The 16,011-nt window shown below is 64.4% G+C and carries 4 protein-coding genes and 1 pseudogene; all 5 read right to left on the bottom strand.

What is annotated here, in order from left to right:
• Positions 1–10 precede the first annotated feature (10 nt).
• Entirely contained in the window at positions 11–1,171 is a 1,161-nt protein-coding gene (locus MKCMC460_RS21490; RefSeq protein ID WP_238304779.1) for an NAD(P)/FAD-dependent oxidoreductase, read from the bottom strand.
• Positions 1,168–7,458 carry an amino acid adenylation domain-containing protein gene (locus tag MKCMC460_RS31885; protein WP_370652939.1) on the bottom strand — a complete coding sequence of 2,097 codons (6,291 nt, stop codon included), beginning with the start codon at positions 7,456–7,458 and terminating at the stop codon, positions 1,168–1,170. Before MKCMC460_RS31885 ends, MKCMC460_RS21490 begins: the two co-directional genes overlap by 4 nt.
• Positions 7,455–8,480, bottom strand: a complete 1,026-nt coding sequence (locus MKCMC460_RS31880; protein WP_370652938.1) for an AMP-binding protein — start codon at positions 8,478–8,480, stop codon at positions 7,455–7,457. Before MKCMC460_RS31880 ends, MKCMC460_RS31885 begins: the two co-directional genes overlap by 4 nt.
• Before the next feature lie 19 nt (positions 8,481–8,499).
• The gene (locus MKCMC460_RS21475) at positions 8,500–13,443 is read right to left on the bottom strand and encodes an SDR family NAD(P)-dependent oxidoreductase (RefSeq protein ID WP_238304778.1); all 4,944 of its coding nucleotides are present in this window, start codon (positions 13,441–13,443) and stop codon (positions 8,500–8,502) included.
• Positions 13,444–13,467: 24 nt separating this feature from the next.
• A pseudogene (locus MKCMC460_RS31875) lies at positions 13,468–16,008 on the bottom strand (type I polyketide synthase); the annotation flags it as partial.
• Between the last annotated feature and the right edge of the window lie 3 nt (positions 16,009–16,011).

Raw genomic sequence — 16,011 nt, 5'->3', positions numbered from 1 at the left:
GGCAACGCCCTCACGCTGTCCACCCCAAGTCGAATCGCATGGGGCGGATCGTGTTCCGGGTCAGTGATCGCATCGGCACACAACGCACGCCCAAGTTCCGCACCGCACAAGCGAGGGGATTCTGCGCCTGCTCCAGGCTGTTCAGCCGCCGCGAACTCCGCACCAGCATTCCTGCGCGGTTGCGGCGCCGGTCCTCGTAGGCGCGCAGGGCCTCGACCGCGTCGGGTATGCGGGCAATCGCCTCCGCCAACACATAACCGTCCTCCACGGCGGAGCTGGCCCCTTGGGACCTGCTGGTCAGCATCGGATGCGCGGCATCACCCAGCAGGGTGATCGGACCCCTGCCCCAACGCTTGAGGACCGGCCGATCCTGTCCGGGCACACTGACGATGGCCTGCGCCGGTGTTTGCTCAATCACCTCGATTACTTCGGGAGCCCAACCGTGGAATGCGGAGAGGACGTCCGCCTTACCTCCACGCCAGTCACGTGCCTGGGCGGCGGGCATGTTCTTTGTTCCCCACCAATAGGCCATCCCGCCGCCGATGTCGACGAGGCCGAACCGCTGCCCTCTGCCCCAGTAATGGCCGGTGTATCCGGGGGTCATGCGTGGGTGGCTAAAGGGCACGGTGGCAAGCCAGCAGACATAGCCGTACTCGCTGGGCGGCCGCTCACCGGCGACCGTCGACCGGACGACCGATCGGATGCCGTCGGCGCCGACCAGCACGCTAGCGCGCACGTCGGTGCCGTCGACGAGTGCGGCACGTGCCCCACCTCGGTCGATTCCGACGGCGGCGACCTCGGCGCCGTAATGGATGGGTGCGTCGGCCGCATTGCGCAGCGCGCGGATCAACTCGTTGCGGTGAATGCTGACGAACGGATGGCCTAGTTCGGCGGTGATGGCCGCGCCCGGCAACCCCCGAATGAGTCTCCCTCGGGCCGTTCGAAATTCAAAGCGCTCCAGTGCGCGGCAGGAGGCGTCCGTGACCAAGTCGACGCCCAGCGAGAGCAGCACTTTCGTGGCGTTGCTGGCCAGCCCCAATGCCGTGCCGGTGACCCGCGGTTCGGGTGCGGCCTCGTAGATTTCGACGTCGATCCCCTTGGCCCGCAGGGCGACGGCGGCGGTCAGACCGCCGATTCCGGCACCGACCACCGCCACTGTCGGCGCGCTCATCGCCGACCCCCGCCGACAAGGTCCCTGACGACGAGCTCCGCGGACAGTTTGGTCGCGACGTCCGCGACGTGCGGCTCCGACATCATCGACAAGTGATCGCCCGCAACGTCGATCACCGTCAGGCTGCGCGGCGACAGTATCTCCCAACCGTTTGTGGGACTGGCGAACATGCTGCCCACCAGGCGGTGGGGTCCCGCGAGTCCGGCCGGAAGGCCTTCGGTCGACCTCAGCAGGGTGATGTCACGATCCAATGGTTCGTGGCGATAGTTCAGCGTGGCGACATAGTTGGCGCGGAATATCTCGTAGAGCCGCCGGATCAAGTGTGGCGAGCTCTCGGCGGGAACGATTCCCGCCTCGACCGCGTAACGGAAGGTCGAGTCGAACAAAGCGTCACGATTCGACACGTCGGGCTCGAACCTCAGCTGCGCGGCCTTCATGCCATACGCCTCCAACAGCAGCTCTCCGAAAAACCATGTGATCAATTCGCTTTCAGCGACTACGGGATGAGGTCCGTCGCCGAGTGCGGTCGTATCGAGCAGGATCAGCCGCGCCAGTTCCTCCTCACCCAGCTGCCGCGCCATCTCGACAGCGACATAACCGCCGAAGGACCACCCGCCGATGTGGTACGGCCCGTGGGGGCGAATCCGGCGAATCGCCGCTATGTAGGACGCGGCCAGGTCGCTCATCGTTTGCAGTGGCGTAGCGCCCGGCTCGGCACCCGGGGCTTGCAACGCGTAGACCGACTGATCGATGGGAAGGTGTTTGACAAGATCGAGATAGCACAGGACATTCCCGCCAATCGGGTGAACCAAGAACAGCGGCGGGCGATCGCCCGCGATACGCAGCGCGACAACGGGATCGAACGCGCGCACCGGTCCGCCAGCCGCGATCAGGCTGGCCAGGTGCGCGGGCGTGGGCGTGGCGAGGAACGCGTCCAATGGAATCTCGACGTCCCATGTTCGCGCGATCGCCATCACCACGCGCATGGCGCCGATCGACGTGCCGCCGGCGTCGAAGAAATTGGTATCGGTGGCAAACCCAGCGCCACCCGCGAACTCCGCCATGATGTCGGCGACCGCGCGCTCGTGTGCGTTGACCGGAGCGGTGCCGGTTGATGGCGCACCGGGTGTGGCTAGTGGCAGCTCACGCAAAACCTTGTCGTCCCGCTTGCCGCTCGGCGTGAGCGGAAACTCGTCAAGCCATCGGAAGTGCGCCGGGATCATGTACGCCGGTAGCGCCGCTCGCAGGCGGCCTCGGATCGCGTTGACGTCGGCGGCTGCCCTGTCCCCGACGAGGTAGGCCACCAGCATCGAATCCACCGAGTCGAGGTTTCGCGCCACCACCGCTACCGCTCGGATCGCCTTGTCGTTGAGTTTCATCAGGGCGAGTTCTATCTCCGCGCATTCGATGCGGAAGCCGCGCACTTTCACCTGGGTATCCGTCCGTCCGAGATAGGCGAGGTCGCCGCTGGGTAGTTGGACCGCCAGATCGCCGGTGCGATACATTCGCTCACCGCTGATCATCACGAACCGCTCCGCTGTGAGGTCGGGGCGCCCCTCGTAACCGATTGCGAGACAACGTCCTCCGATGTAGATCTCGCCCTTCGTTCCTGGCGGCACCGGACGACGGTCGGCGCCGAGGAGACGGATGGTGGCGCCGTCGATCGCCCTGCCGATGGGTGGCAAAGCGGGAAAGTCGTCGGGTGAGCCACTCATGGTGTAGCTGGCTACCTCGTGCGTCTCGGTTGGGCCGTAATGGTTCTCCAGCACAAGGCCGGTATTCGCCGCGCACAGCTGACGGATCTCCGGCGTCACCCGTAGCTGCTCGCCCACATTGATCACGATGCGCAACGACTGCAGCCCTGTTTGGGTGACGTGCGCCGCCTCGGCGAATGCCTGCAGGGCAACGCAGCTCAAAAAAACGCGTTCGATCTTCTCGCTTGCCACGAGTTGCAGCAGCGCCGCGAAATCTTTTCGCCGCGTGTCGGAAACCAATCGCAGGGTGCCGCCGCCGCACAGTGTCGAAAAGATTTCCTGAAACGCTACGTCGAAGGACAACGGGAAGAACTGCAGCGTGGAACCGCCGACGCAGCCGGACGGGCGGCGGTTCTGCCAGGTGATGACATTGTGCAGGGCCCGGTGTGGCATCGTGACACCCTTGGGTTCGCCGGTCGAACCAGAGGTGAACAACACGTAGGCCGCGCTTTCCGGGTCGATGGCCGGCAACGGCATTGTCGCCGGTGTTTCCATCAGCGCCCGGATTTCTGCGATGTCGGAGATGACGCGGAAGGGCCGGGCACGCTCGATCATCAAGTCGATCCGCGCGCGCGGGTAGCTGACGTCCAACGGGACAATCGCGGCGCCGGCCTTGAGGACGCCAATCATGGCCGCGATCAGTTCCGGCGACCGTTCCAGCATCACGCCCACGCGTGCTCCCGGCGGCATACCCGCCGCAAGCAACCCTGCCGCGATTCGTACAGCACCACAGTCTAATTCGCTGTAGGACCAGCTTTCGGTGTCGGTGATGATCGCGGCTGTATCCGGGATTGCCGCGGCCTGCTCGGAGACGAGTTGTATGACGTCGCGGGCATCCAGCTCAGCGGCAACAGGATCGATGACCTGCTCGGGTGAGCGCACCATTGCCGTCAGCACGCGAACAAGGCAATTTGCATATTCGCGTGCCTGCATACCGGTCAGCACCGCGCGATCGCCAGTCACCCGCAGCGACAGCCGGCCGGTCCGTGGATCCGTCGCGGCGGTGACCCACAGTGCGAAATTTGTTTGTTCGTGCACCTCGAAGTCGAGCAGTTCGATCCCGGCGCCACCGGTCCACTGCCCGGACAGGTGATAGTTCACGTAGTCGAACACCACCTCAAACAGGGGACGATTTGCATCAGATTGCATGGCCTGCAACGGATAACGCCGATAGGGATGGCTTGCGCGCTCAAATCGCGCTAGATGTTCGACGGCACCGAGCCAGGTCTGCGCTTTGTCATCGAGTCGGACCGGGATCGTGTTGAGAAACAACCCGGCGGCCACTTCGGCGCCGACACGACCGGGGCGCCCGTGCGTGACCAGCCCCGTCGTAACATCCGCTTCGCCCGAGAGTCTTTGTAGGGTCACACAATGCGCGGCCAGCAGCACCGACTTCATCGGCCACCCACGAGACTTGGCAAGTTGTCCCGCAGCATCCTGCAGCCACTCGGGAATCAGCACCGTCGCAACCGGATCGGCGGTCGCCGGTGGCTGGTGGGCGACGTAGGATTGCGGCGTCGTCGGACGGGAGCCGTCCATCGCATGCTGCCAGAACTTTTTCACCTCAGGGTTATGCAGCGCCTCCCTTTCTAGCCGGACATGCTCAGCGAGCATGGTTGCCGATTCAACCGTGGCGTCGATCGGAGGGACGCCAACGACGCCGACGTGGAATAGATAGTCCTGCAACAATTCGCGTACCAGGTTGGCGGCGCTCCAGCCATCCAGCACTGCGTGATGGAAGGCGAATACCAGATCCACGCTGTCCTCGCAGACGAACGCGCGCAAGCTGTAGAGCGGTGCGTGGTTGACGTCGTACCGTTGGCTCTGTCGGGCGGTGATGTAGCCTTCGATGTCCGCGGCTCCGGTCACGACGTCGAACGCACGCGACACCCGCGACCTGACAATCTGCACCGGTGCGGAATACCGGCTCAGTTCAAACGACGAACGTAGCGCGGGATGCCTTGCCACCAAGTGATCGAACGCGTAGGTGAACTGCTCTTCGCGCCACGGCATCGCCAGGCGGTAACGGAAGACGTCCTTGTACATCGTCGAATCGACCCGCTCGGCGCTGTGGAAGAGCATTCCGAGTTGCAACGCGTTGACGGGAAATGCGTCCTCGGCGTCGTGCAGCGCAGCACGATCGATCAGCGGAAGCAATGCGAACGCGTCCGTGACACCCTGCGGCGGCGGCGCTGAACCGGATTCAGCCAGTTCGGCGACCGTGGGCCGCGCATATAATTCCTCGATATCGAAAGCAATGCCCCGCTTTTCGGCCTTACTGCGCACGACGAGGGCAAGGATCGAGTCTCCGCCCACGGTGAAGAAATTGTCGTGTACACCCACGGATTTCACGCCGAGCACCGAGGCGAACACATCGACCAGCGCCGCCTCGACCCGGTTGCGAGGAGCCACCGGCGATCCATCCGCGGCCGTTTCGGGCTGTTCGGCGACCCGTTGTGTGACGCATTGAGCGAGCGGCACGTCGGCGACACTATCGACGGTCTGCTCGGGTTCGCGTGCGATTGTGGCCAACACACGCATGAATGTGGTTGCAAATTCGTTGGCTTGCGCAAAGGTGACGCCTTTCGGATCACCTGTGACGCGCAACACCAGCTGCCCGGTGCGCGGATCGATGCCGACGGTCGCGAGTAGCGAGAAGTTCGTTTGTTCGTGTACTTCAAAGTCGAGCAGTTCGATGTCGGTGGTTCCGGCCAGTTCGGCAAGGGGGTGGTAGTTGACGTAGTTGAACACCACGTTGAAGAGTGGGCGGCCGGCATCGGATTGCATGGCCTGCAAAGGATAACGTCGGTAGCGATAGCTCGCGCGCTCCGTACGTGCAATCTGGCCGACGACGTCGAGCCAGGTCGCCGGTGTGTCGTCAAGCCGGACCGGTATCGTGTTGAGAAACAGTCCGGCGGCCATCTCGGCTCCGGCACGACCGGGCCGCCCGTGCGTGACGAGTCCCGTGGTGACGTCCCGCTGGCCCGAGAGTCTTTGCAGGGTGACGCAATGCGCGGCCAGCAGCAGCGACTTCAACGGCAGCCCACGAGACTTTGCCAATAGTCCAACGGCATCCTGCAGCCGCGGCGGAATCGGAGCCGTCACAACCGGATCGACCGTCACCGCCGCTTCACCGGCGACACAGGTTGACAGCGACGTGGCCTGCGCTCCATCCAGAGTATTTCGCCAGAAGTCCCGCGCGGCAGGTTCTTCGAGCGCCTCTCTTTCCAGACGGGCATATTCGGCGAGCATGGTCGCCGCGTGCACCTCGGTGTTGATCGGCGCGACATCGATCCCAACGTGAAACAAATAGTCCTGCAACAACTCCCGCATCAGATTCGCGACGCTCCAGCCGTCCAGGATGGCGTGATGGAACGCGAAGACGAGATCCACGCCTTCGTCCCGTACGAACGCGTGCAGGCTGTACAGCGGAGCTCGCTCCACGTCGTAGCGGTACGCGTGGCGGGCAGCCAGGTAGTCCCAGACAAGCACATCGTCGGCTCCGGTCACGGAGTCGAACGCACGCGGCACCCGTGACCAGACAACCTGCAGCGGCACCGAATGCAGGCCGAGGTCGAACGAGGACCGCAGGGCGGGATGCCGGGCAACCAACCGGTCAAACGCCTCGGTGAACTCTCGTTCTTGCCAAGGCATCACCACGCGATAGCGAAAGACATCCTTATACATCGTCGATTCGGCGCGGTTGAGGCTGTGGAAGAGCATGCCGAGTTGCAACGCGGTAGCGGGAAACGCATCCTCGGCGTCACGCAGCGCAGCACGATCGATCAGCGGAACCAACGCGAATGCAGCCGTGACGCCGTCTGGCTCCGGCGCCGTCGGCCAAGTTGACTCGGCCAGTTCGGCGACCGTGGGCCGGGCGAAGAGGTCGTCGACATCGAAGGCGATTCCGCGCTTCTCCGCGTCGCTGCGTACCGCGAGCGCAAGAATCGAGTCACCGCCACCGGCAAAGAAATTGTCGTAAATACCAACGGATTCGACCTTGAGAACCGACGCGAAGGCGGCGGCTAGAGCCGCCTCGGTCGGGGTACGGGGTGTCGCGGCGCAGTGATCCGCCCCGCCGGGCGGGGGCAGCGCCCGACGATCCACCTTGCCGCTGGCCGTGCGGGGCAACGCGTTCAACTCGACGAAGGCGGTGGGAACCATATAGGCGGGCAGCCGCCGCGCCAGGTGCTCTCGGAGTTGATCAACGGAGACGAACTCGCCGACGAAATAACCGATCAGATTAGTTCCGTGGGTGTCTGACGGCTCGGCGATCACCACCACCGATCGCACGCCCGGGCATGCCTGCGCCACGGTCTGCACTTCGCCCAGGCTTACCCGATTGCCCCGGACTTTGACCTCGTCGTCGATGCGGCCGAGAAACTCCAGGTTGCCGTCCGCTCGCCAACGGGCCAGATCGCCGGTACGGTAGCGCCGGCCCCCCGGTACGCGATCATCGGCGAGGAATGCCGCCGCCGTCAAGTCTGGGCGGCCGCGGTAGCCGCGGGCCAGACCCACACCGGCGATGTTCAATTCCCCGCCACTCCCATCGGACAGCGGTTGCCGCGCTCGTCGAGAACCACCAATGTCGTGTTGGAGATTGGCTTTCCGATCGGAACGGCGTCGACTGGCCCGCAGGACGGGCAGTCGAAGTAACTCACGTCCACCGTCGCTTCGGTCGGTCCGTAGAGATTCACCAGCCGCGGCACACCGATGGAGCCGAATACCTGGTTGAACCGCTCAACCAGCGCGGGCCTTAGCGCTTCCCCACTGCAGAACACCGTGTGCAATGACGTGAGCCCGCGTATCGAATCAGGCTGGTCTTCCAGTTGATCCAAGAACGGGCCGAGCATCGACGGCACGAAATGTATGACCGTAACCCGATGGCGCTCGATCGCCGCGATCATCTTGCGCGGATCGCGTTCGCCGCCCGGCTCGAGCAGCGCGACGCTGGCACCCGCGATCGCCCACCACATCAACTCCCACACCGACACGTCGAAAGTCACCGGCGTCTTATGAAGAATGACGTCGTCGGCACCGAGGGGATACCGTTGCTGCATCCAGCGCAGTCGGTTGACCACCGAGCGGTGCTCGATCATCACGCCCTTGGGGCGGCCGGTTGATCCGGACGTGTAGATCACGTAAGCCAAGTCCTCCGGCGAGGCGATTGGCTCGACCGGAGCCGCCGCCACCATGCTCGGCGCCACGCGGTCAACTCTGAGTTCATGGGCCATTTGCGCGAATTCGGTTCCGGTTATCAGTACTCGAGCCCCACACTCCGCAACGATCGAACGAATACGTAACTTCGGATATGCCGGGTCGATCGGCACGTACGCGGCGCCCGCACGCAAGATCCCATGGATCGCAACGAGCAATTCGGGTGAACGCGGCATGATGACCCCGACGCATTCGTCGCGCTCGACCCCCTTGCCGCGCAACACTTCCGCGACGTGATTGACGGCGCCGTCGAACTCCGCGTAACTGAGCGTTCCGCCGGTCGACACCACCGCGGACCGCCCACCCGGAACGTCGGCGGCAAACCGGTCCAGCGTCATGATCTTCCCAGGATCGATATCAAGCATGAGTCGGCCCTCCGCACGCGAACTCGTCGAGCGCGACTCGATCGGCGACCGACAGCATGTCGATTCCGCTGAGCGGCATCTCGGGTGCGTCCAGTGCCCGCCTGATCAAAGTCACTACGTGACGCACGGCGTCTGCGAACGGATAGTTCGCGTCGAAGACATCGTCGGCGTAGAACAGGTCCACCTCGAGCGATCCATCCCGCTCATGGTCACGAACCACGATATTGACCGCATCGAGTGAATACCCGGACGCGAGCACGCTGACGTCTTTCCAGATCCACTCATGTCCGGTGTCAGGTATCGAGATGTACGAGTAGGTGACGTCGAACAACGGGTTCTCAGACCCGTTCTGCACCGCCGCGACGATGTCTCCATACGCGAAGCGCTGCCGGGCCTGCAGTTCCCATACCTGCGCGCTAATCCGTCCGGCCAGTTCGACCATCGACGACTTGCCGTCACCCGGAATTCGCAGCGGCAGCATGTTCGTCATGCAGCCGACCATGCGCAGTTCGGCATCCGATGACCGGTTGAGGAACGGGACCCCGATGACGACGTCCCGGCCGCGATGTATCCGGCCCAGGTACTCACCGACGGCGGCCGCGGTGAAAGCAAAGATCGTGCAACCTGTGTCTCGAACACGTTGGACTGTCTCCGGATCCACCCGCAGGGAGTGGTGGCATCGACGGCGGCTGCATAGAGATCCGTTGCGGGCGAACAGCGCCGGCTCAATGTCGCGGTACTTCTGAAGAAAGAATTCTCGATCGGCCGCCCACTCCGGAGAAGCGCGGTATTCGCGTTCCGTGCGTACGAAGTCCACGTACCTCGGCATCTCGACGTCGCTGTCGCTGCTCGTGTCGGTCCGCGACACATACTCTTTCAACACCTGGCTCAGCGCGAGATTGATGCCCCACGCATCGCCTACGGCGTGATGGAGACACGCGTACACCAGAAACGAATCAGTCCGATCAATGAGCACCGCGGCGCGGATCAGCGGCCCCTCGAGCGGAAGCACGCGTTCGGTCGCCTCCTCGATCCAGCGCCGGCACGCCGCCGCCGGGTCCGCGTCACCGGTGAAATCGATGACCTCGAGCTCGGGCAGCTCGGCCCCGACGACCTGGACGAACTCGCCACCGCGAAGTTCAAAACGCAATCGCAGTGCGTCGTTTCGCAGACCTGCGCGCCGCACGCACCCGCGCATGCGCTGCGGATTCACGCTGCCGTCCAGGCGGGTGTGGGCAACTACCTGTGCGATCGGAAGATCCGGATAGCGTGCACCGAGCACGACGATGTCGCGTTGATAAGCCGTCAACGGCCAGCAATCCGGTTCGGCCGATTCGCTTTCTTCTTCCGCTCGGGACCCCGCGGTATCGAGCGCACTCGCCAGATACCGGGCCAGCGCTGTCGATGTCGGATGATCGAAGACGGCGGTGGTGGGCAACTTCAAACCGGTCGCCGATTTGAGCCGATTCCGAAGCTCCACCGCACCAAGCGAATCGAAGCCCAGCTCCTTGAACTCCTGGCTCGCGTCCACCGCATAGCCGGCCTCGTGCCCAAGCACCGCGGCAACGTTGGTGAGGACGACGGCGAGCAGCTCTTGTTCCCGTTCCGAGGTACTCATCGCCGCGAACCGCCGTCGAAAGTCGGCAGGCGGCTCGGTCGCGGCAGACTCGGCGGTGCGCCGTGGCGCACGGACCAGCCCGCGGAAAATGGGTGGCGGCCCGCCGACCGTCGAGTGCGAACGGATGGTGGCGAGATTGAACTGTGCCGGCACGACGAACGAGCGCGGCTGCAACAGCGCCGCATCGAAAAGCGCGAGGCCCTCGGCCGAAGACATCGGGATATAGCCGCTGCGGCTCATGCGCGTCCGATCGCGTTCGTCGAGATGACCGGTCATCCCGGTCTCCTGGGCCCACCATCCCCACGCCACGGACACAGCCGGCAGCCCAAGCTGGCGGCGATGCTGCGCGAGCCCGTCGAGAAATGCGTTGGCGGCCGCATAGTTGGCCTGCCCGGGGGAACCGAGGACACCCGCCGCCGACGAAAACAGCACAAAAAGCGCGAGTTCGGTAGACGCGGTTAGGTCGTGCAGATTCCACGACGCATCGATTTTCGGGCGCAGCACCGCGTCCAGGTGCTGCGGGGTCTGAGCCGCGAACACGGCGTCGTCGAGCACTCCGGCGGCATGGATGACCGCCGTCAGCGGATGTTCGGCTGATATCCCGGCCAAGACCTCCTGCAACGAAGGTCGGTGCGCCGCGTCGCACGATTCGATCCGCACCCTGGCGCCGAGTTCCAGCAGGTCCGATTCGATCCTGGCAGCGTTTTCGGCGGCGCGACCTTTTCGGCTGATAAGCAGCAGGTTTCGCACACCGTGACGTGTCACCAGGTGCCGGGCGAGCAGCGCCCCCAGCACTCCCGTACCGCCCGTGATCAGTACCGTGCCTTCAGGATCGAGTGGTGTGGGCACGGTGAGCACCAGCTTGCCGACGTGACGTGCGCGGCTTAAGAAGCGGAACGCATCCGATGCCTGCCTGATATCCCACGAACGGAGCGGAAGCGGACTCAGTTCACCCGTCTCGAAGAGCTTCACCAGTTCACCGAGCATCCCGCTCATCAGCTCGGGAGAAACGTCGTCGACGAGATCGAACGCTCGATACTGAACATGCGGGTACCGCGTCGCCACCTCGGCCGCATCTCGGATGTCCGCTTTGCCCAGCTCGACAAAACGCCCGCCGCGCGACAAGAGCCGCAGCGATGCATCGACGAATTCGCCTTTCAGGCAGTCGATTACGACGTCCATACCGGCGCCGCCGGTCGCCGCGAAAAAATGCTGCTCGAACTCGAGCGTGCGGGAATTCGCCATGTGACTGGCGTCGAACCCCATGCTGCGCAACACTTCCCATTTGCCTGGGCTTGCCGTCGCGTACACATCGAGTCCCCAGTGTCTGGCCAGCTGTACCGCAGCCATGCCGACACCGCCGGTGGCGGCGTGCACCAACAACCGCTCGCCCGCACAGCTGCGCGCGGCATGCGCCAACGCGTAGTACGCGGTCAGGAAAACCGCCGGCACCGTCGCCGCTTGTCCGTACGACCACCCGGGCGGGATGCAGACGATCCTCCGGTGATCCACGATGACAACGGGTCCAGCGCCGAAGAACTGACCCATCACGCGGTCGCCTGGCGCAAAATCGAGCACATCGTCGGCGACCTGGAGAACAACGCCGGATCCTTCGAGGCCGACGTCGTAGTCCGACGGGTGACCCAGTGCCGTCAGGACATCATGGAAATTCACGCCGCTGCAGCGCAAACCCAGACGTACCTGGCCGGGCGCAAGGGGACGCGTGGCTTCGGGCCACGCCCGCAGTGCGAAGTTACCGGAGTCCAGGGTGCCGGTGCCGAGGGTGGCAAGGCGCCAATTGCCCATCTCGGTGTATTCGGCGCCATCGATTCGCTCGGTGCGTACCAGCCGTGGGGCAAAGCTCCCGCCGTGACGGATTGCGAGTTGGGATTCGTTACGGCTGGCCAGTTCGGCGACCGCGACGTCGGCACGGTCCCAGTCATCGACGTCGGCCAAGAAGATCAGGCCCGGATGCTCGGTCTGCGCGCTTCGCAGCAGTCCCCACACGGCCGCCTGACCGAGATCCGTGACGTCTTCGGACGAGTCCACCGCGACCGCCCCGCGGGTGAGCACCACCAGGCACGCATCGTCGCGACGATCGCTCGACAACCAGTTCTGTACTCGCGCCAGCACATACACCAGCGTTCGCCGGACGCCATCGGTAAACGCTGCGCTATCCGAAATGGTCGGTGGGCAGCGTAGTACCGTGACGTTCCGCATCGGGTCGTGGCCCGCGCCAGCGTCACCTGGCGCACAATCGACCCAATCGAGTCCGTACACAGCATCGTCGGTGACAGTGCTCATCAGCAGCTTATTGGGCGAAACACCACGCAGGGCAAGGGAATCGATGCGACCAACCAGGTCCCCATGACTGTCCATCAGATTGACGGCGACCGTATCGTCGCCCACTAGACTGATTCGGGCGCGGACCCGAGACGCGCCAACAGAATGCAGCGACAGGCCTTCCCATTCGAACGGCAGCCTGGTCAACTCCGATTCGGCAAGGATGCCGCCGGCGCCGATGCCGTGCAGGATCGTGTCAAGCAGTACCGGGTGCAGACAAAAACGGCTCGCTTCGGCCATTGCCTGTTCCGGCAACGCCGCCTCCACGAACACCTCCGTGCCACGGCGCCACACCGACCGCAGGCCGCGGAATGCGGGACCGTAGTCGTATCCAGCTGCGGCCAGCTTCGGGTAGGCCTGCGAAATATCGATCGGTATTGCCCCCTCCGGCGGCCAACGGTGGCAGTCCTGTCCGGAGCTGGCATCCGGGGTTGGGGAAAGGATGCCTTCGGCATGACGCGTCCAAGTTCGTTCCGCACCATCGCCGTCGATCCGGGAGTAGATCCGCACCGCGCGTTCACCCGACGCATCCTGCGCGCCGACGACGACTTGCACTGCGACACCACCGCGTTCGCCGACGATCAAGGGGGCCTGCAAAACGAGCTGGTCTACCCGCGGGCACCCCGCACGATCACCGGCGTATAGCACCAGCTCCACCATGGCCGCACCCGGGACGAGCACTGCCCCGTGTACTTTGTGGTCGGCGAGCCACGGGTGGGACGTGAGCGAGAGGCGACCGGTGAAAATGGTCTCTGCTGAATCAGCGTGGTCCACAACGGCACCGAGCAGGGGGTGTTCGGCGGCGCTGACACCGAGACCGCTCGGGTCGACCAAATCGGTCCCGGGGCCCATCCAGTAGCGCTTGCGTTGAAACGCATACGTGGGTAAGTCGACCCGACGCGTGCCGGTGGCATGGAACATGCCCTCCCAGTTGGGTGATTTCCCGTGCACGTGTACCTCGGCGGCCGACAGCAAGAACCGCCGCATGCCACCTTCGTTGCGGCGCAGCGTCCCAACCACATTGAGGTCACCACCGTCTTCCAGCGATTCCTGGATACCGGCAATCAACACCGGATGCGGACTGGATTCCAGGAACGTGCGAAAGCCATGTTCGTATGACCAACGCGCAGCCTGTTCGAAGAGCACCGGTTGCCGCAGATTGGCGAACCAGTAGTCGGCGTCGAGGATCTTGGTGTCGAGTCCGGCGCCGGTGACCGTTGAGATGAACGTGATCTCGGTGGTTTGTGGCTGCAGCCCGAAAAGCGACTCGCGCAATGAGTCACGCAGCGTCTCCACCTGGGCCGAGTGCGAAGCGTAGTCGACAGGAATCCGGGTGGCCGGCACCTCGTCGCGCTCGCACCTGACCATCAGCTCGTCCAACGCCGCCGCGTTCCCGGTCACGACCGTCGATGACGGACCATTTTGTGCGGCAACGGAAATCGATGGAGCCCATGGTCCGATGAGTGCGTGAACCAGTTCGACAGGCCGGGAGATCGAAACCATGCCGCCGGTTCCCGCGATTGCCTTGATTGCCTTGCTCCGCGACGTGACGACCCTCGCCGCGTCCCCCAACGACAGCGCACCAGCGACGTAGGCCGCTGCAATCTCACCCTGTGAATGGCCGAGGACGGCGTCGGGCTGAATTCCCACCGCTCGCCACTGCGCGGCCAGCGAGACCATCACCGCAAACAGCACCGGCTGAACCACATCGACACGATCGAGGCTCGCAGACCCAACGGCGGTCCGTACGGCCTCGAGTAGCGACCAGTCGACAAATTCGGCGAAAGCGGCTTCGCAGAGCCGCATCTGGTCGGCGAACGCCGTTGCCGTGTCCAGAAGTTCGGCGGCCATGCCGGCCCATTGCGTTCCTTGGCCTGGAAAGACGAAGACCGTTCCGCCTGCGGTAGTGGCCTTTCCAGCTGCCACATTGGGTGCGGGGGCGCAGGAGGCGATCGCGGCCAATCCGCTCAACAACTCGTCGCGTTCGGCTCCTACCGCAACCGCGCGATAGTCGAACAGCGACCGAGTCGCGCTCAACGAGTAGGCAATATCGATCGCATCGGCGTCTGGGCGCTGCTCGACGAACCGCCGCAACCGCGCCGCCTGCTCAGCCAACGCAGGCGCCGACTTTGCGGACAGCACCCACGGTGTCACCGGCAGAGGCTTACGAGTTGACGTCGCCCTCACAGACTCTGGCGGCGCCTGCTCGAGAATCACGTGAGCGTTGGTTCCGCTGAGGCCGAACGACGATATCCCGGCTCGCCGCGGTCGTTCGGTCTGGTCCGGTGACTCGGGCCAGGGACGTGCACTGGCGACCACCTCGACTGTTCCAGACGACCAATCCACCTGTGGTGTAGGCGAATCCAGGTGCAGCGTCGCGGACACCACCCCGTTTCGAATCGACTGTACGGTCTTGATCAGGCCGGCGGCGCCGGCGGCGTACTGGGTGTGGCCGATGTTCGACTTGACCGAGCCGACCAGTAGTGGGCGTTCCGGCGAGTGGGCCTTGCCGTACGTTGCGTGCAAGGCTTTTGCTTCGACCGGGTCACCGATCCTCGTGCCCGTGCCGTGCGCCTCGACCACGTCGACGTCACCTGCACTCAGGCCCGCATCCCATAGCGCCTGCCAAATCACCTGCTGCTGAGCCGAATTGCTGGGTGCGGACAGTACCTCGGTAGCCCCGTCCTGTCCGAGGGCGCTGCCGCGGATCAGGGCGAGCAACGGGTAACCCGCGGTTCGGGCGTGCGAAAGTCTGGCTAGTACCAGCACGCCGACCCCTTCGGCAGCGCCGAACCCGTCCGCTGCGGCAGCAAACGGCTTGGATCGGCCGTCCGCAGACAGCGCGCCCTGCCGGCCGAGGCCGATGTAGACGCTGGGTGAGCACATCACGGTGGCGCCACCGACTACCGCCAAGTCACATTCACCAGAACGCAGCGACCGCGTGCCAAGGTGCACCGCAGCCAGAGATGACGAGCAGCCGGTGTCGATCGTCAGTGCCGGACCTTGCAGCCCGAGTGTGTAAGCAATTCGGCCCGAGGCGATGCAAGCGGGGACACCGGTAGCCAGATAGCCGGCAAATCCGTCCGTCTCCTGATATAGGCGCGGGCCGTACTCCTGAGCGGCCGCGCCGATGAACACGCCGGTGTTGCTGCCGTGCAGCGAAATCGGATCGATCGTTGCCCGCTCCAGTGCCTCCCAGGTCACCTCGAGCAGCAGTCGTTGCTGCGGGTCCATGGCTCGGCCTTCACGCGGACTGATCCCGAAGAATGCCGCGTCGAAATCACCCGCGTTGTCCAGGAAAGAACCTCCGCGCACGTAGGTCGCACCGCGTGCGTCGGGCTCGGGACGTAAGAGCGCCTCCAGATTCCAACCGCGGTCGGTCGGAAACTCCGAGGTCGTGTCGCGTTCCTCGGATAGTAACTGCCACAGATCATCTGGCGATTCGACGCCGCCCGGGAATCGACATCCCATACCCAAGATCGCGATCGGCTCGTTCGACCGCCTGCTGTCTGCAGCGGACGGCCTGCGCTCAGTGGCCATTTC

Source organism: Mycobacterium sp. 20KCMC460, assembly GCF_022179425.1.
Classification (GTDB): domain Bacteria; phylum Actinomycetota; class Actinomycetes; order Mycobacteriales; family Mycobacteriaceae; genus Mycobacterium; species Mycobacterium kiyosense.
This window is presented reverse-complemented; position numbering and strand designations above follow the sequence as displayed.